16 protein-coding genes are annotated in these 18853 nt (G+C 35.8%); 7 read left to right on the top strand and 9 right to left on the bottom strand.

The genetic code is table 11. The annotated features are described in order from the left end of the window. Positions 1-2: 2 nt before the first annotated feature. The gene (mnmG, locus tag EL194_RS00525; protein WP_003774225.1) at positions 3-1853 is read right to left on the bottom strand and encodes a tRNA uridine-5-carboxymethylaminomethyl(34) synthesis enzyme MnmG; all 1851 of its coding nucleotides are present in this window, start codon (positions 1851-1853) and stop codon (positions 3-5) included. 142 nt (positions 1854-1995) lie between these two features. On the opposite strand from mnmG, the gene EL194_RS00520 reads away from it, so the two are divergent. The 3 genes from EL194_RS00520 to EL194_RS00510 are packed head-to-tail and all read left to right on the top strand — an operon-like array spanning position 1996 to position 5219. Next, positions 1996-2367, top strand: a complete 372-nt coding sequence (locus tag EL194_RS00520) for a GntR family transcriptional regulator (protein WP_003774222.1) — start codon at positions 1996-1998, stop codon at positions 2365-2367. Next, complete coding sequence (locus tag EL194_RS00515) at positions 2351-3241, top strand: ABC transporter ATP-binding protein (RefSeq protein WP_003774221.1); 891 nt, start codon at positions 2351-2353, stop codon at positions 3239-3241. The genes EL194_RS00520 and EL194_RS00515 overlap by 17 nt, the downstream gene beginning before the upstream one ends. Further along, positions 3225-5219 (top strand): beta-carotene 15,15'-monooxygenase, encoded by a 1995-nt coding sequence (locus tag EL194_RS00510; RefSeq protein ID WP_034886646.1) that lies wholly within the window; start codon positions 3225-3227, stop codon positions 5217-5219. The genes EL194_RS00515 and EL194_RS00510 overlap by 17 nt, the downstream gene beginning before the upstream one ends. 39 nt (positions 5220-5258) lie before the next feature. On the opposite strand, the gene EL194_RS00505 is transcribed toward EL194_RS00510, so the two are convergent. From EL194_RS00505 to EL194_RS00495, 3 genes are all read right to left on the bottom strand, one after another. Beyond that, complete coding sequence (locus EL194_RS00505) at positions 5259-5861, bottom strand: histidine phosphatase family protein (RefSeq protein WP_003774217.1); 603 nt, start codon at positions 5859-5861, stop codon at positions 5259-5261. Positions 5862-5892: 31 nt separating this feature from the next. Continuing rightward, entirely contained in the window at positions 5893-7827 is a 1935-nt protein-coding gene (gene metG / locus EL194_RS00500; RefSeq protein WP_003774215.1) for a methionine--tRNA ligase, read from the bottom strand. Between the two features lie 107 nt (positions 7828-7934). After that, positions 7935-12311, bottom strand: coding sequence for a Cna B-type domain-containing protein (locus tag EL194_RS00495; protein WP_126345096.1), 4377 nt, complete (start codon positions 12309-12311; stop codon positions 7935-7937). A gap of 261 nt (positions 12312-12572) precedes the next feature. Here EL194_RS00495 and EL194_RS00490 point away from each other — a divergent pair, with 261 nt between their 5' ends. Then, positions 12573-12929 carry a helix-turn-helix transcriptional regulator gene (locus EL194_RS00490; protein ID WP_003774210.1) on the top strand — a complete coding sequence of 119 codons (357 nt, stop codon included), beginning with the start codon at positions 12573-12575 and terminating at the stop codon, positions 12927-12929. Between the two features lie 67 nt (positions 12930-12996). Here the strand turns inward: EL194_RS00490 and EL194_RS00485 are convergent, their stop codons facing one another. The 5 genes from EL194_RS00485 to tmk are packed head-to-tail and all read right to left on the bottom strand — an operon-like array spanning position 12997 to position 16884. Continuing rightward, positions 12997-13392, bottom strand: a complete 396-nt coding sequence (locus EL194_RS00485) for a Fur family transcriptional regulator (protein ID WP_034886644.1) — start codon at positions 13390-13392, stop codon at positions 12997-12999. Between the two features lie 59 nt (positions 13393-13451). After that, positions 13452-14426 carry a GMP reductase gene (gene guaC, locus EL194_RS00480; protein ID WP_003774204.1) on the bottom strand — a complete coding sequence of 325 codons (975 nt, stop codon included), beginning with the start codon at positions 14424-14426 and terminating at the stop codon, positions 13452-13454. Between the two features lie 9 nt (positions 14427-14435). Beyond that, the gene (gene rsmI, locus EL194_RS00475; RefSeq protein WP_003774202.1) at positions 14436-15281 is read right to left on the bottom strand and encodes a 16S rRNA (cytidine(1402)-2'-O)-methyltransferase; all 846 of its coding nucleotides are present in this window, start codon (positions 15279-15281) and stop codon (positions 14436-14438) included. A gap of 36 nt (positions 15282-15317) precedes the next feature. After that, positions 15318-16268 carry a DNA polymerase III subunit gene (locus tag EL194_RS00470; protein WP_003774201.1) on the bottom strand — a complete coding sequence of 317 codons (951 nt, stop codon included), beginning with the start codon at positions 16266-16268 and terminating at the stop codon, positions 15318-15320. Next, positions 16261-16884 (bottom strand): dTMP kinase, encoded by a 624-nt coding sequence (tmk, locus tag EL194_RS00465; protein WP_003774199.1) that lies wholly within the window; start codon positions 16882-16884, stop codon positions 16261-16263. Before tmk ends, EL194_RS00470 begins: the two co-directional genes overlap by 8 nt. Positions 16885-16976: 92 nt before the next feature. Between tmk and EL194_RS00460 the strand changes: the two genes are divergently transcribed. From EL194_RS00460 to EL194_RS00450, 3 genes are all read left to right on the top strand, one after another. Next, on the top strand, positions 16977-17198 hold the full coding sequence (locus EL194_RS00460) for a hypothetical protein (RefSeq protein WP_003774198.1): 222 nt from the start codon (positions 16977-16979) through the stop codon (positions 17196-17198). Continuing rightward, on the top strand, positions 17199-17735 hold the full coding sequence (locus EL194_RS00455) for an NUDIX hydrolase (RefSeq protein WP_003774195.1): 537 nt from the start codon (positions 17199-17201) through the stop codon (positions 17733-17735). A 99-nt stretch (positions 17736-17834) separates the two neighbouring features. Beyond that, on the top strand, positions 17835-18839 hold the full coding sequence (locus EL194_RS00450; RefSeq protein ID WP_003774193.1) for a linear amide C-N hydrolase: 1005 nt from the start codon (positions 17835-17837) through the stop codon (positions 18837-18839). The last annotated feature ends 14 nt before the right edge of the window (positions 18840-18853 follow it).

Below are 18853 nucleotides of genomic sequence, written 5' to 3'. Positions count from 1 at the left end.
CCCTATCCTTTGTGTTTGAGTACCATAGCAAGAATTGCAATATCTGCTGGATTAACACCTGAAATACGCGATGCTTGACCCATTGTGATCGGTCTGACAGCAGTCAGTTTTTGACGCCCCTCAATTGATAAGTTTTCAATAGAATCATAGTTAATATCTTCCGGTAATTTAATATTTTCCATCGATCGAAGTTTTTCTGCTTCTTTCATGGCTTTCTTAATATAACCTTCATACTTGATTTCTACTTGGATTTGGAATGCTAAGTCTTTACGGACTTCCATGTCCATCAGTTCTAATACCTCTAACAACTCAATACCCGGTCTTTTTACCGCGTCGTAAATTGTTAGATCATGTGCTTGGAATGGTGAATCTTTTTCAGCGAAATAGGCTTCAAATTCCGGATTATGTGGCAATTTGATTGTCTTACTTGCTTCAATAAATTCATCAATGATTTGAATATCTAATTCTATTTTCTCATAATCCTCATCACTTAACAATCCAATCTCGTGACCAAAGTGTGATAAACGACGATATGCATTGTCATGACGCAGCAAGAGTCGATATTCTGCACGTGAAGTTAAAAGACGGTAAGGCTCTAAAGTCCCCTTAGTAACAAGGTCATCAAGCATTACACCAATATAAGCTTCGTCACGTTTCAGAATAAGTGGTTCTTTGCCTTGATTTTTAAGTGCAGCATTAATTCCAGCCATCAGTCCTTGTCCGGCAGCTTCTTCATAACCTGAAGTACCATTAATTTGACCAGCTGTAAATAAGTTTTCCACAGTCATGATTTCAAGTGACGGCTTCAATTGAATAGGATCAATTGCATCATATTCAATAGCATAACCATAACGTTGAACACGACAGTTTTCCAATCCGGGAACGGTACGAATCATCGCATCTTGAACATCTTCTGGTAAGGATGAAGATAGTCCCTGCACATACGTTGTATCCAACTCTGCAGATTCGGGTTCTAAAAAGATTTGATGACGATTTTTGTCTGAAAAGCGAACAATTTTATCTTCAATTGATGGACAATAACGCGCACCAACCCCTTCAACAACACCTGAATACATACTTGATTTTTCAAGGTTTGCTTCAATTAGATCGTGTGTTGTAGGATTTGTATATGTTAAGTAACAAGGGTATTGTTCCTTAATTACATCATCCTTTTTTGTACTGTTAGAAAAGTAATACGGTTCATCATCACCGGGTTGAATCGTAGTTTTACTAAAATCAATACTATCCGTGTAAACACGTGCAGGGGTTCCTGTTTTAAGACGGAATGTCTTCAAGCCCAATGCGCGCAAAGATTCAGAAAGATTATTCGTCGTTGGATCCCCATCAGGTCCGCTCACTGTAACGGTTGATGAAAGTAAAATCTTAGAACTCATGTAAGTTCCGCTGGTAATAATAACAGTCTTAGCAGCTACAAATTCATCACCCTTACAACGTACACCGGTAACAACGCCATTTTCAGCTACAACACCTTCTACCATTTTCTGAACAATTTCAATTCCAGGTTCAGCAAGCACAGCATCACGCATCGCACGCGAATAAGCTAATTTGTCAGACTGAACACGTAAGCACTGCACACCTGGTCCCTTACTTGAATTTAAGATTCGAAATTGTAATGCAGTCTTATCCGCAATCTTTCCCATAACGCCGCCAAGCGCTTCTATTTCTCGAACAACAATGCCTTTTGCAGGTCCACCGATGGATGGATTACAAGGCATTGATGCAATTTTATCTACATTTAACGTAAAGAGTGCAGTTCTTTGCCCCATTCTGGCTGAAGCAACAGCTGCTTCAACACCGGCATGACCGCCTCCTACTACTATAACATCATACATATAAAAGCCTCCGTTGGTATTTTATCACAATTATACAACATTCGAGTTGATAATGATTTAAGTTCACTTATTTATTCAAACTTGACACATTCGTCATGATGTAATACTGTATTAATGTAAGTGGTACAGATAGGAGGTATCTATGTTTACAATTAATACACGGATTGCAACACCAATATTTGAACAGATTATTCAACAGGTTGGAAAGTTTATTGCTATGGGGATACTTCAACCACATGAACAACTTCCAACAGTTCGTTCTCTAGCCAAAGATCTTGGTGTTAATCCCAATACAGTCTCAAAGGCTTATCACGAATGTGAAATGAATGGGCTAATTTATTCAATCCCTGGAAAGGGATCTTTTGTCAGCGAGCATGAGAAAGGTGTCAGTAACCTCGTTAGCGATGCTTATCAAGAACTCACCGCAATCTATCATAAATTACTTGAATTAGGAGAAACACAAGAAACTATACTTAATATATTGAAGGAGTCACATAATGATACGATTCACTAATGTTAATAAAAAATTTGATAATAAAATAGTACTCGAGGACATCAACATTACGTTTGAAGATGGTTCGATTATCGGTCTTGTTGGTAAGAATGGCTCGGGTAAATCAACCCTTTTACGTCTTATCAGTGGCGTACTGCATGCAGATGCTGGTGTCGTTTTAATTAATGATCAACTGGTCTATGATAATCCCGAAACTAAAAAGGACTTGTTCTTTGTTGGGGATGATCCTTTCTTCTTTAGTCAATCAACGATTAAAGATATGCAACAATTTTATAAAGTATTCTATAAGTCCTTTGATGATAATTACTACCGTGAACTGCTCAGTTTGTTTGGTTTAGATGAAAATCGTAAAATAAACGCATTATCAAAAGGAATGAAACGCCAAGTATCACTTTTACTTGCGCTCGCATCAAAGCCAAAGATTTTACTTCTCGATGAAGCATTTGACGGGCTTGATCCGATTATGAGATTTCGAATTAAACAATTGCTTGGAGAAATGATTCTTGATCATAACTCAACTGTTATTATTTCATCTCATAATTTAAGAGAGCTTGAAGATATTTGCGATACCGTTGCGATTATTGATGAAAATAATATTATGATGAATCAATCAACCAATGACTTTGGTTCAATTTACCACCGTTACCAAATTGCATTTGATGTGGAAACGAAGATTTCAGATTTTGATTTTATGAATCCTTTAAATGTAACGGGTTCGGCACGAATCTTTTCGATAATTCTCAAAGGCGATCGTGAAAAAATTGAAGCGGACCTCAATTCAATGAATCCGTTACTCATCGAACATAACGATGTGACGCTCGAAGAGATATTTATTTATGAAATGGAGAACAAAAATAATGAAAACATTGATTAACTCAAGAATTAATTTTGATTACTTAAAGTTTAACTTTAAGAAATACAAAGGTTTACTCTTATTCTATACAATTCTTCTTATGACTTCGTTTCCAATACCAACTTTAATCCGTTGGATTCAAACTCCAGACCGTTATCATTATGAAAATTATTCTACCGGTTCAGTGTATGTGCCTATTATCATCACAATATTCTTATCGATTGTGACACCGATGATTCTCTTTAACTATTTAAGTAGTAAGAAATCTGTTGATGTGTTTCATTCATTACCCATTAAGCGTAGTGACTTGTTTCTCACGAACTATGTAGCTTCACTACTCATTATTTTCATTCCGTTTACCATCGCCTATTTCTCTGGCTATGCACTCAACAATCTTTTGTACAGTGCATCCTTAAAGTGGTATCACATTGAAACTTACTTCCAGTTACTCGCAATCTTCTTTGCAACGACAACACCTGTTATGTTCGTCTTAATGAATACAGGAACACTTTCAGATGCATTGATCTACACGGTAATTATCTTTGTAGCGCCATTTTTAGCTTTCGGCGCATTAGAACTCTTTGCATCCACATTTGTAATTGGATACACCTCCATGAGAATGGACTCTATAGCATTCTTATCACCGCCTACTTCCGTATTATTCGGATTAAAATCGATGAATTCTCCCTATGATATGGGTCTTTATGCTTCATATTGGTTGATACTTGGGCTCATACTCTTGTCAGTATCACTTGTAATTCATGATGGCCGTAAATCTGAGAAAAGTGAGACACCATTTGTTAATAATTGGTTTTTCCCATTAATCATCTATTTATTTACTGGTATCGTTTTAGTATTCTTACTTCCAATCTTTGCGATTGGAAATCGAACGCTTACTGTAGGTTCAGTAGTTATGCCTGTTTTAATCGCTTTACTGCTCTTTACACTTTTAAACATTATCAAAAATCGTTCACTTAAAAATATGACCGTAATCCTTAAAAACTATACAATCTTTGCGGTTGTGTTAATGATATTCTGTACAATTTTGTATACAACAGATGGTTTCGGATATACATATTACATTCCGAAGATTGATAAAATTGAGTCTGTCACCATAACGTCTCAAGGCGAAATTTATGGAAACGAAAATGAGGACTTCCTTCCTAGTGGAGGAAACTATCTATTTCAAAAAGACTTACATATTACCCGTGAACATCCAGAATTGCTTCAACTTACAAATACATTCCATTATTCAATCACTAATCAATTGATTGAAAAAGAACCCTCAGTAAGTTCAAATCTTGAACAAACTTCGGATTATACTCCCATCTACATTGAGTACAAACTCAAAAGTGGAAGTAAAATAAAACGTCGTTTCAATGTTAAGGATGAGTTACTAAAACCACTCTATCCTGCAGTTAATAATCCTGCAACTTTAAAAGATACAAACATCTTTTTTAATGAAGAAAAACAAATCAATCAGATTTATATCTTCAATAATACCTTAACTGAAGGATATCGATTTACAGGTTCACGAAGTGAACTCATCGAAACATATAAAGAAGACCTTCAAAACACTGATTTCCAACCCAATGGTGATACATTAAACTTTGTCCTTGCTTATAAGGTAAAAGATCGTGACTATGGGAACGATTACCTTTTAAACATTGATAATCGCCATCCAAAAACAACAGAGTACATCAAAAACAACTTGAAACCTATCGATGACGTCAATACTGAAGCCGTAATCTATCGCGACGATAATGGAGATTCTTTATTCTCTAAAGGAATCAGTGCTTCTTCATCGATCTATGTCAGTGACCGAGTAAGTAATTACGATTCGGATTTTGTGAATTCAAGCGAATTGAAATCTCTCAAAGACAAGGTCTCTTCATTTGTCATTTCAAATAACCCTCATGATGTCTACCGGGTAAATGTTGAAGTTTCAGATCTTAATATTTATTTTGAATACTACCTCTCGGTAAGAAAAGACGCCTAGAAAATACATAAAAAAAGACACGTATTCGTACGTGTCTTTCTATTTTTTAGGTAATTCTTCTACGTTCTTTAAGATAATGCGATTTAACGAATCCTCGAAATCAACATCAAGTATGTATCCCAGTCCATTAGGTGCATGAATTTCTCTAAAGTCTAAGAAAGGTCTGTTTTCTAAGAATATTAACAGGGTTTTAATAACACCCGAATGACAAACAATTGTAGAAGATTCCACATTGTTTGCTTTCATATCTTTGAGAATGCATTCCAACTTAGATATAATGCGATAGCTAAATTCCGTCAACGTTTCTCCATGAGCAATGCGTTTGTTAATAAGGAATCCGTCGAAATAGTTTTCGGATACATCATCCCCATGTACATCTTCATAATCACCAAAGTATATTTCTCGTAATTCTTTACTTGATTCATAAATTGGTGTTTCTTTTCCGTAAAGAATTTCAAACGTATCAATGGTACGTGTTAAATCAGATGTGTAATAACGCTCTGTTTTTGGATATGCGTACTCCAATTTATATTGTTTTAAGTCTTCGATTCCTTGTTTCGACAAGTGAACATCAGACCAACCTGAATACGTTCCTTCTTCATTAGAAGTCGTATAACCATGTCTTACTAATACAATTTTCATAAAGCACCCTCTTTTCTATACAATACCTATCTTAACGTAATAACGTTCCGTTTGCTACATCACCGCCGGTTACAAGTCTTACTTTATCGCCTTCTTCAGCTGTAAGAATCATACCATTTGACATAACACCGCGAAGTTTAACGGGTTTGAGGTTTGCAACAAGAACAACTTTATGATTGAGGAGTTCTTCTTCAGTAAAGAAATCTACAAGACTGCTTACTACAGTTACTTCTTTGCTGCCTAAATCAACTTGTAATACATAGAGCTTATCTGCTTTAGGGTGTTTATCGACTTTAACGATTGTCCCCGTACGAAGTTCAACATCTTGGAATTGATCAAACGTAATTTCTTTTACTTCTTCTTCTTCAACAACGCTTGTTTCTACCACAGGTTCTACCTCCTTTTCTAATAACTCAAGTGTTTCTTTCACATCTAAACGATTAAAAATGATGTCTGTTTTTGAAACGACAGGTTTATTAAGTTCAAAGAGACCAAACGTCTTCGCACTTTCAAACGATGTATGTTCTGTTTGTAATTGTGCTAGAATGCGTTGTGATGTTTCGGGAATGAATGATTCCAGTGCAATACCACCAATACGAATCAATTCCGTTAGATTATAGAGTACTGTTTGAAGACGTTCTTGTTTTGTTTCATCTTTCGCAAGAACCCAAGGTTGTGTATCGTCAATATACTTATTCCCTTTTCTAAAGAGCGCAACAATTTCAGAAATTGCATCCGCTACATGAAGTGTATCCATCTTCGCTTCAACATTAGGAATTAAATTTTTACATGCGGCAATCAACTCATCATCCATGTCATCATCTACATGATTAACTGTTAATACACCATCAAAGTATTTATTTGTCATGGAGATTGTACGATTAACAAGGTTTCCAATAATATTCGCAAGGTCTGTATTAATACGTTCAATCATTAACTCATAGGTGAGATGACCATCACGTTCAAAAGGCATTTCATGAAGCATAATGTAACGAACTGGATCAACTCCTAGTACCGATGTGAGATCATCAACATATACCGCATTCCCTTTGGATTTACTCATCTTGCTGTCGCCAGTAAGTAACCATGGGTGTCCAAAGATTTGTTTTGGTAACTCAATATCAAGTGCCATTAATAAAATTGGCCAGTAAATTGTGTGGAAACGCAAAATATCTTTTCCAATTAAATGAACATCTGCAGGCCAAAACTCATCAAAGAGTGGTCCGTTATTCCCGTCAACATCATAACCTAAACCAGTTATGTAGTTAATCAGTGCATCAATCCAAACATATACAACATGTTCTGGATCAAAGTCTACTGGAATTCCCCACTTGAAACTGGTTCGTGAAACCGCAAGATCGTAAAGATCTTCTTTAAGGAAGTTTTGAAGCATCTCATTCTTACGTGATTCAGGTTGAATAAATGAAGGATTATCCTTGATATATTGTACAAGTCGTTCTTGATAGTTACTCATTTTAAAGAAGTAACATGATTCTTGTTGGCGTACAACTTTCCCACCACACTCGGGACAGGTTTCATCTTCTACCTGTGAGTCAGAATAGAATGATTCACACGATTTACAGTACCATCCTTCATAATTCCCTTTGTATAAATCACCTTGATCAAAGAGTTTTTTGAAAACCTTTTGAACTTGCTCTTTATGGTAATCATCCGTTGTACGAATAAAATAATCGTATTTAACATTCATCAGATCAAATAGACCACGAATCACACCTGAAATATTATCAACATAATCTTTCGGTAACATATTGTGTTCTTTCGCATTATCTTCTATTTTTTGACCATGTTCATCCGTTCCTGTTTGAAAACGAACATTATAACCTTGAGCACGTTTAAAGCGCGCAATACTATCTGCTAGCACAATCTCATAAATGTTTCCAATATGAGGTTTTGCTGATGTATAAGCAATAGCGGTTGTTATATAGTAATTTTTATTGTTTTTCATTTGATTTCCTCCGCCAGAATTTCTCCTTAATTATAGCCTATTTAGGGGCACTCTACAATAAGACAAAACCTCGTACTTTTAACGGTACGAGGTTTTTATTTATCAAACTAATCTTTCTTTTTCAATAATATAAGAATACCCATTCCTATCATGAAACCTCCAGAAATAATTAAAACACGGTTACCAACTCCTGTTTGGGGGAGTACTCCATTGCTCATTGGTTTATTACTATTCTCTTCTTTTGGCTCTGTATTTTTTTCAAGTGGAGTTTGAGGATTTGGTTTATCTTTTTGAATACTGGATACATCTCCTTGATATTTGTTGAATATTTCCAGTCCATCTTCACTGTATTGAACCACATAACCTTCGGGTGGATCAATTTCATGAACACGGTATTCATAGGCGTTTCCATGTTCATCTGTTTCATCAAGATTTTTCCATGTATAGGTTGTTTGTCCGTTCTCGAGTGAGATTGGATTACCTATCGGTTCATTATTTCTTAAAAGTTGGAGATGAACCGTCGGAACATTATCAGGGGCATTAATCCAATGTTTCGTAACAGTTACATCTTTTTTAGGGGATGTATAAGTATTTCGGAATGTCCATGCATCAATTGTTTCCGAAACGAAATGATCAGGTACCGAAGTTTCTTCAAGTTTATAATTCATTTCATTCCCCTTCAAATCTTTTGAATTCACAAGCCATGTATAGCTTGAATCGTTATATCCAAGCTTCACAACATCATAGATGTTTCCGTTTTGGTAAAGTGTAAATTCCGCCTCTGCTTGAGTCATAGCACCACCTACCCATTGTTTGTCTAATACTATTTCATGAACAGGAGGGTGGTAGGTGTTGATTACGATTAATCGGTCTGAACCATAGCGCATCGTATAATCATCAGTAAGATCTGTTTGCTTCACAAAATACTCGATATTTTGGCCTTCTTGTGTCTGCGCGGGTACATCCCACGATACACTTGATACGCCTGTTTCTAAGGTTTTTGGATCTCCAACTGGTGTTTCAATACCATTGATGATTTGATAGAGATTAAATGTTACAGTCGGCTTTTGATCTGGACCATTTTCCCAATATAGATAAGCATTGATTGTTCTCATCTCTGGATTGAAATGATTTGTAATCGTAGATCCTGATTGATCGATTTCTTGTACGTAACCTTTAGGTTCATGAATCTCTCGGACGCGATAATCAATTTTATTCCCGTTGTTATCATATTCATCGAGATCAGACCATGTATAGCTTGTTTCTCCGTGATGAAGGATTACCGGAACGCCTGCATTTTCACCATTTTTTAAAAGTTGCACTTCAATATCTGGTTTAATCTCAGGACCACCATCCCAAACTTTATTCATCGTAAAGGTGGTTTTAGGGGATTGATAGCGATTCACGATTGTGAAGGCATCCTTGCGTTCTGCCGTATAGTGGTGCTCCTTGAACAAGTGCTCTTGATTTCCTTCTTCAATCCAATACGTATAGAGATTTCCGTCCTTATCTGTTTTCTCTAAATCGGTAAATAATACTTTAGTTTGTCCACTGCTTAATACTTTTGAATCCACACGTTCCTTCGTGGATGTGCTTTGGCGATAAAGAACCATTTCCACATCAGGTTTTTCCGATGGTCCGCCTTCCCAAATTTTTGTTGCGATGATGGGCTCTGTAATTTTGGGTTGTCGGTATTCATTTTTAATAACAAGTGGATTGTCGGAGGGGATGTTGATATAATCTTGTGCTCCTTTTGTTTCAATTGCTTTGTAGCTTATTGGTAAACCATTGCGATCATTAACTGGTTGATTTTTAAATGTAATTTGGTTCGTTCCAGATTCCATCACTTGACGATCTACCTCATAACCATCAGCAAGCAATGCAATTTCAATCGTTGGTTTTGTAACAGGACCACCAATCCATTCTTTCATAACAGAAATATCACGAGTCGGACTGATATAGGTATTGGTGATTGTTGCGTCATCAACGTGCATTTCATAATTTTCGGGAACGTTCATTTCTTCGACATGGTAATTGAATGCATTTCCTTGATCGTCCGTCTCTGGGAGTTCATCCCATGTGTATGAGGTTTGACCCGACTCAAGTTCAATGCGTTTATAAGGTTGATTGTTTTGATATAGCTGGATTGTTATGTTTGGTTTAATAAGCGGTCCACCATCCCAAACTTTAGTAACTGTGTAGCTTCTTTGCGGAATAACATATGTATTTGTAATCTTATTACCTGCTACAGAAGATTCAAAATGATCTGGACTATCCAGTTCATAAGGGGAATAGACATATTCATTACCTGCTTCATCAAAACGAGGAAGGTTGGTAAACTCAAGTGTCTTGTTTCCTTTTTCAAGAACTTTTGGGGTATTAAGAGGGGTTCCGTTTTGTTTTAGATCAATTCGGACATCACTATGACGCACCGTTCCACCTACCCAAACTTTTTCTACAAAGTAAGATGTTCTATTCTCCACGTCATTGATAAAATGCAGTTCATGATTACGGTTAGAATATGTAACTTCAAAGCTTTGGTTAGGGTTTCTCGATGTATAGCCTGCTCGTTCTTTCTCGCGGATTTGATACTGACCAATGGGTAGGTTATCAAGCGTACGTGATTCTCCTGATTTTAACAAAATCTCATCAATTTTGTAGTCGTCATTAAACACTTCAAAAGTAAACGTATCTTCCGGATAGACTGTCTTTGATCCTTGCTTTACAGTCTTATCAATTGTGATGGTACCGAGTGGTTTTTGATACAGCTTAACAACTACTTCATAGGATTCAGGATGTTCGTGGATGTTTAAACCCGAGACAGGTTTACGCACACCGTTTTGATGCTCGTAATATTCATACACAACATCATAGTCATCCAGATTATGCGTTGATGAATCAACGTTTAATGAATCAATCATGACATCATATGCTCCGTGGTCGGTAAAAGACCAAGAAGTTGAGACTTTATTCGATGCACTTTCATTACGAAGTTTATGTTCCTTATCTTTAGATTTAAATAGAACATCAATTTGATACTTTGTATTTAAATCTCGAGATTTGTCAGCCTTATAGACTTCGGTTTTAAGTCGTACCGGTGTGGGTTTAGCTTGTGGTACCTTAATCGTTTTCTTAACGGTTTGATTCTTAACATCGCTATATGTAATCATCGTTGTTTTATTAAGTTCATAGAAATCATTTTCACTGATGGTAGAGGATGCTTTGGTAGCCACTTCATATTTATAACCGAAATGCTGGATATCGCCATCCTCATCGAGTAAACCTTGACTTCGAATGTTGAAGCGTTGATGTGTCACATCAAACATTGATTTAAGTTCTTCTGTTAAGCTTGATTCATCGACGATGAAGGCATCAGACATAGGGTCTTCAATATGAATATCCTTCGCTGCAGAATAAATATTATTTGAAATTTTCTTAAATATGTCGTCCAAATTATCGCGACTTGATGAAGCATCATAATAATTGTTATTACTAATACGTTTTAAGATATCTGTTCCTCTAGCATCCGTATCAAATCCTATTGCATATAAATGAATTTGTTCCTGGTGGATTTGATTGGATTCGATTATTGCTGCATCTGCCGAGGACATATATACGAAATAATTTTGATTCCCTTGGGATCTTAGTTCCCCAAGTTCATCCAAATAATATTCATTACCCGTTCCATAAACCATCGCATTATAATCAAATACATTCGTATTCGGGCGTGACTTAAATCGATACCCTGGAATGGCTTGATTACTTGAACTTGTTATCCCAATATCAAAAGGACGTTGTTGTCCATTATAACGTTTTTGGACGATAACATTGCCATCGTAACGAAGCAAATCTTGATTTACTTTCGCTTTGAGTGGATATCGGTAAGTCGGTTGTCCATCAGATAATAATACAATTGTTTTATTGGGTGCGCTACTTTGATTTAATAGCATTTTCGCTTCATATAGTGCCCCTTGAGTAAACGTTCCCCCTTCTGCTTTAAGACTCTTAATTTCATTGATTAATAAATTTGATTCTTGTTTCGTATGAAAAGAGTTTGAGGATACTTTGGTTCCATAAGATACCAGTGCAACACGTGCTGAGGCATCTCTTTCAAAAATTTCATTCACAAAATGAATTGCCTCACGTTTCGCTTTAGAAATTCGGTCAATTCCTTGTGGGTTTTTCTGTGGATCCATACTTCCTGATGTGTCGAGTACTAAAACAATATCTGACGGTTCGCGTTTTAAACGTCCGAACACATCAATCGATATTTCCCAACGATTGATACTGTTTGGGATCGGTTTCGCTGTTTTAAACACTCGAACCTCCCCTTCATTCATGTTATCTATTTGTATTGAATTTGTAATTGTTTTTTCACTTGAAGAAGAATTTCCTTCTGCAGATACAAATGATGTATTTATAGACAATAATACCATTGTGATTAACAATACTGTTAATCCGCTTTTAATGATTCTCGTTTTCATTTTTTTCCTCCTTACAAGTATCATTTAAAGTGATTTTTAATCACAAAGTGATATTATTGGTTTTCACATATTTAGTCAATTATTTTTGTCATAAAATGTCCACTTTTTTTACCATCGCATCGATAATTAACACAAAAGGGCTTGTAATTCACCATATTAATACTAGAAGGGACGAATTTTATATGGAAATTTCACACTCACTGAATAGATATTGCAAATTAAAGATATAAATGCTATATTCATTGAGGTGAAGGAGTAATTATGTCGAATATATTAGGTCAAAGACTGAAAGCTCGTCGTAAAGAACTACGTATTTCTCAACAGGAACTTGCTGTTGCTGTGGGTTATACATCACGTTCTACAATCGCTAAAATTGAAGCGGGTGTGATCGATCTTCCTCAGTCAAAAATTTATGATATCGCCGAGGCTTTAGAAACAACTCCAACGTACTTATTAGGTTTAGAAGAAGAACTTGAAGCTTTAACCGCTACAGCAATCGTTGAACATCTTCAATCTGTTACAGTTGATCAACTTGTTGAATGTTTTTCTCAATTAGATTTATATAGTTATGAAAAAGTAAATGAAGCAGTAGGTAAAGTAGCGCAAGGTTACAAATAAAAAAACGTTCACCTTTTGATGAACGGCAACACAAAAAAAGGAGCTTAGGCTCCTTTTTTTCTTACTACTATTTTTGATTTGATTTCGCCAAACAGTCCTTACAAATACCCTCGAATGTGATATCGTGATCTAACACTAGACATCCTAATTCTTCTTCGACGAGTTGATGTAATTCTTTTCGGTAATCTAATTCCACATCTTCAATGCGATTGCATTCTCTGCATCTAAAATGATAATGATCGTGTAGATTTTTATCATAGATAAATCCAAGTTCTGGATGTCTAACACGGTTTATTAATTTTTCATTATAGAGTACATTTAAATTTCGATAGACCGTCGCAATTCCAATTGATACATCACCTTCTTTAAGTTTTGTATGAATTTGATCTGCCGTCATATGACCTTCAGATGCTTGAATTAAATCTAAAATCTCTTGTCTTTGTTTAGTAAGTTTGATACTCATTATCATCACCATCTTAATTATAGCATAAAATATACTTTTTCAAGAATATTTGCTTTAATCTAACGATCTCCATTAAAAATGCTGTTCTTAACAATCACGTAATCAACCTTACGAATCGCTTCGAGATCACGACCTCCGGCATATGAAATTGATGATTGAAGATCTTGTTGCATTTCTCTTAGAGTATCTTCGATTTTACCTTTATGTTCGATTAAGATACGCTTTCCTTCAACGTTTTTGTGTTCACCTTTTTGAAACTGTGATGCACTTCCAAAGTATTCTTTGAATGCAACACCATCAATATCGATTGTTTCTCCAGGTGACTCTTCATGTCCTGCAAAGAGTGAACCAACCATACACATCGTAGCACCAAATCGAATTGATTTCGCGATATCACCATGGTCTCGGATTCCACCATCTGCAATTAAAGGTTTTCGAGCTGCTTTAGCACACCATGATAATGCGGATAATTGCCATCCACCAGTTCCAAACCCTGTTTTTAATTTTGTAATACATACCTTACCCGGTCCAATACCAACTTTTGTGGCATCAGCACCTGCATTTTCAAGTTCACGAACCGCTTCAGGGGTCCCAACATTTCCTGCAATCACAAATGTGCTTGGTAAGAATTCTTTAATATACTTAATCATTCGGATAACTTGTTCTGAATGACCGTGTGCAATATCGATTGTGATATAGTCAGGAATGACATTTTCTTCTGCCAATCGACGTACAAAATCATACTCGTCATCTTTTACACCAACACTAATTGATGCATAAAGACCGCGTTGATTCATATCTTGAATAAAGCCATAACGACGTTCCTCGTTAAAACGATGCATAACATAAAAATAATTATGTTCTGCTAACCAGATAGCGAGTGGTTCATCGATTATTGTTTGCATGTTTGCAGGAACAACAGGCATCTCAAAGGTTCGATTTCCCAATTTAACGCTTGTATCACATTCAGAGCGACTTTTTACAATACATTTATTTGGAATTAATTGAATATCTTCGTAATCAAATATTTTCATTACGGCCTCCTATTTATTCTCGTGATAGTAAGAATAGAGTTCATTTTTTGAAACACCATTCTCTTTGGCCACAGAAGAAATTGAACGCGAAACAGAATTTCCTGCATTGATCTGTTCCTTGATGCGAATGATTAAATCATCAAAACTAACTTCTGATACTTCAGTATTTGCTTCAATAACAATTACAAACTCACCTTTTATCGTTTCAACAGACTCCATAACCTCGGTAACCGTACCACGTATAAACTCCTCGTGCATTTTTGTAATCTCACGCACAAGACAAATCTTTCGATTACCTAACACATCATACACGATTTCAAGTGTCTTTTCTAATTTATGAACTGATAAATAATAGATTGTTGTCATGGGTAAATCTTTGTGTTGTATTAATTGTTTTTTGAGTTGCCCTTCTTTATGTTCCATAAAGCCCATAAACGCGAATGGTTGAACAATTAACCCTGATGCGACTAATGCATTAAGAAATGCACTGCTCCCTGAAATTGGCACAACATTATACCCTGCCGCAATCACATCACGAACCAAGGTTTGACCTGGATCTGAAATAAGGGGATACCCTGCATCACTTACCAACCCGATATTCATACCTGACTCTAACAAATCAATAATCCCTTTTGTAGATTCTTGTTCATTATGCATATGGTGACTTATCATCTTTGTATTAATCTCAAAGTGTGAACAAAGTTTACGGGCATTACGCGTATCCTCTGCAGCAATAATATCTACAGTTTTTAATGTTTCAATCGCTCTCGGTGTCATTTCATTTAAATTCCCAATCGGAGTTGCGACTAGGAAAAGTGTTGGTTTTTCATTTTTAAAGCTTTGTTGTTTTATCATTAGATTCTCCTAAAATAGATAAACCTTTAATCGAAATTAAAGGTTCTTGTAGTATTTCGTTAATTCATATCCAAATTGATCAATAACCAAATTAATATTAACGCCAGGTCTTATACGATCTTTCAAGCTTAATACTATTTGAAGTAAATGAATACGATCTACATTTGTTATTGCGTTTGTACGAAGGTGTATCGTTTGTTCTTGCTGACCTTGTGATGAAAAGGACAATTCCAGTAGTTCAAATAACAATAACAAGCGTTCTCTATCCAATCTTTTTTTCTTAATGCCTTCTACTTGCAACGTTAGGATTGCGGATAAGTAGTCACGTTGGTTTAAACATTCAAGAACATCAAAAAAGATTGAACTGGCTTCTTTATACACTTCAGTACTACTTTGAAGTTCGAGTTCTTCAAAGTTATGATTCATCCTCGATAATAAATAAGCATCAACATCATCAATCCCTTGTTCATGTGCTTTATCAAATAAAACTTGATGATTCATGGATTCAAGATGAACCGTTAAGCATCTCGAACGTATTGTTTCAAGAACACGATTTTCATTGCGTGTTGTTAAGATTGCGACAATATCACCCTCTGGTTCTTCTAAAAACTTTAGAAGACTATTCATTGCCTCAACAGTCGCATTATCCACATCTTCGATTATATAGACTTGATGGCCCGCTGTTTCAATGGATGACTGACTAAAATACTCTTTCAGACTGATAATCTCAGATTTTTTAATACTTTGTTCTTTTCCACTTAATATTCTGAAATCCGCATGGTTTTCAGAATCGATTCGCTGACATGTACTACAGGATCCACAAGCACCGATGTCTTGTTCACCACACATCATACTCATTGCCATATATTTAGCGTAGTCAAGTGTCCCATAATCCCCAACAATCAAATATGCGTGAGAAACTCGATTTTTGGATTGTTGTCGATGAAATAGATTTAAGGCTTTAGTTTGATTTTGAATGTTATTCATAACTCAACTGCGTCTCAATAATCTTAATCACATCCGCAGCAACATCTTCAATGGACTGAGCTGCATCCACAATCTTAATACGATTTGGAAAACGACGAATCACTTCTTGGTAGCCTTGATACACCTTTTCATGAAAGACGTCCCCTTCAAGCTCCAATCGGTCTTTATATCCACGAACACCAATACGCTTCAGGCCTTCTTCAGGTTTCAAATCCAAAAAGATTGTTAAGTCAGGTAAAAACCCATCGATAGCAAACATATTTATATCCCAAACATCATCAATACCAATTCCACGGGCATAGCCTTGATAAGCGAGAGAACTATCAACAAATCGATCACAAATTACAAGTTCTCCCCTACCAAGTGCAGGTTTAATTTTCTCAATTAAATGTTGTCGGCGACTTGCAGCATAAAGTAATGCCTCTGTGCGATCATCCATTTCTTCATGTTCCGGATCGAGAATCAACTCTCTAATCTTTTCAGAAATACGAATTCCTCCCGGTTCTCGAGTACAGAGAACAGGTTGATTCTTCTTCTCAAAATACTCCGAAACAATCTTGGTAATTGTCGTTTTACCGCTTCCATCTGGACCTTCAAATGATACAAATAATGTCATGTTGCCACCTCTTCTTTGAATATTATAGCATGGTATAGCACGGTCTATTCTAAAAGTTGTGTGTTTTAGCAATTTGGATTATTATGTAAGGGATGAAGAAATTATCAGAGGAAACAATTATGATTGAACAAATTAAAAATGGATTTGAAAAAGCATCAAATGACAATGTATATATGCTTGTTTTAGGAATCGTAGTACTATTAATTGTAATTAACTACTTTCTTAATACTATGTTTCTGACGGTACTAACATTATTGATGTTTTGTATTGCTTTTGGAGTTCTGGTTAAACATATTATAAAGAAGGAAGATTAGATGGTAAGAGACGGCTTAAAACTAAATGAAGTACTCAAGTATCAAGGAAAGATTATAGATGTATATGACGTTGAATTTGAAACACAGACCGGATTGTTTGAAGCTGAAATTTTAAAGCATGATGGTGGTGTGTGTATCGCCGCAACCCATGATGATAAAGCATTCTATTGTGTTGATCAATATCGATATGGTGTTGAACAGATTATGCGAGAATTTCCTGCTGGAAAAATTGATAAAGAAGAACAACCACTTGATGCCGCATTACGTGAATTACGTGAAGAAATTGGGTTTGTCGCAAAAACACTGATTCATCTTGGATACATTCACCCATCCCCTGCATATCTCGATGAAGTCCTGTATCTTTATTATGCAACTGATTTAGACTACGTTGGACAAGAACTTGATGAAAATGAAGTCTTAAATGTCTATACGCGGGATATTCAGGACATTATTAATGATATTGAGTCAAATAAGATAACAGATGCAAAGACGATTTCCCTTGCTTACAAAGTAAACTATTATCTCTCTCAAAAATAAAAAGCTAGACCGTTCATTTGGTTAGCCTTTTTTGATGCTTATTCACCAATTGCTCACATAAAATGTTAATATATTAGAGACGAGAAAGGCGGTACTTATATGTGTACAGGAATACAAGTAATATCAAAGCAAAATAATACTTATTGGGGAAGAACCCAAGAATTTGATACATTTTTACCCGTTTGTGGAGTGATTGTCCCTCGTGGAACAGCTATTAATACGATGCTCTCTCCGATAGTTGCGAAAAACGCTGCAGCAGGAATCAGTCTTAACGATTCCAGTCAAGATATTTTATTAATGGATGGTATGAATGAACATGGACTCGCAGGTGGTAGCTTTTATTTTGGAAATGATTATGCTGATTACGCTCCAAGTAGTGCAATCGAGTTAATGGGTAAGCAGGCGTTACGGGGAGAAGAATTTGTTACCTGGGCACTTTTAAACTGTGATTCTATCATTGATTTACATCGTAAAGCCATTAAAGAAGTCGCAATATCAAGTGAACCCAATATCCATGGAAACGTAATCCCACAACATTATGTATTTGTAGACCGTACCGGTGCTAGTATCGTACTCGAGCCTTCCTCAGCTGGATCTTTTGATATATATCCTAATGAAATTGGAACGTTCACCAATCAACCCGAATTTCCATGGCATGTTCAAAACCTACAAAATTATGTATCAATGAATAACCATATTTATCCTTCACGAAAATTTGGAAAGTTTGAAACATTTAGTTCTGGAATGGGTAATGGTTTATTTGGTTTACCTGGTGATTTTACACCACAATCACGATTTGTCCGAGCTACCGTATTTAACAGTCTCTCAGAACAACCTCACGACGATCAGGCTTTAGATAAAGTTTTTCGTATTCTAAATACCGTCGATATCCCTTATGGTCTCATTGTAGACGAAAAGGAACAAGTACAGTACACACAATACACATCGGCATATGATTTAGAAAACAGAACGATCAATATCTCAACTTATGAGAATCGACAAATCCAACAATTTTATTTTGATCCTCAATTGGTTAATAATCATGAAATTATTCGTTATGAAGTGAGACGTAAACAAATGATAGAGACCATGAATAAATTATAATTAGACATAAAAAA

The sequence above is a fragment of the Erysipelothrix rhusiopathiae genome (assembly GCF_900637845.1).
GTDB lineage: Bacteria > Bacillota_I > Bacilli_A > Erysipelotrichales > Erysipelotrichaceae > Erysipelothrix > Erysipelothrix rhusiopathiae.
The sequence above is the reverse complement of the archived record's forward strand: the minus strand, read 5'-3'. Positions and strand labels throughout refer to the sequence as shown.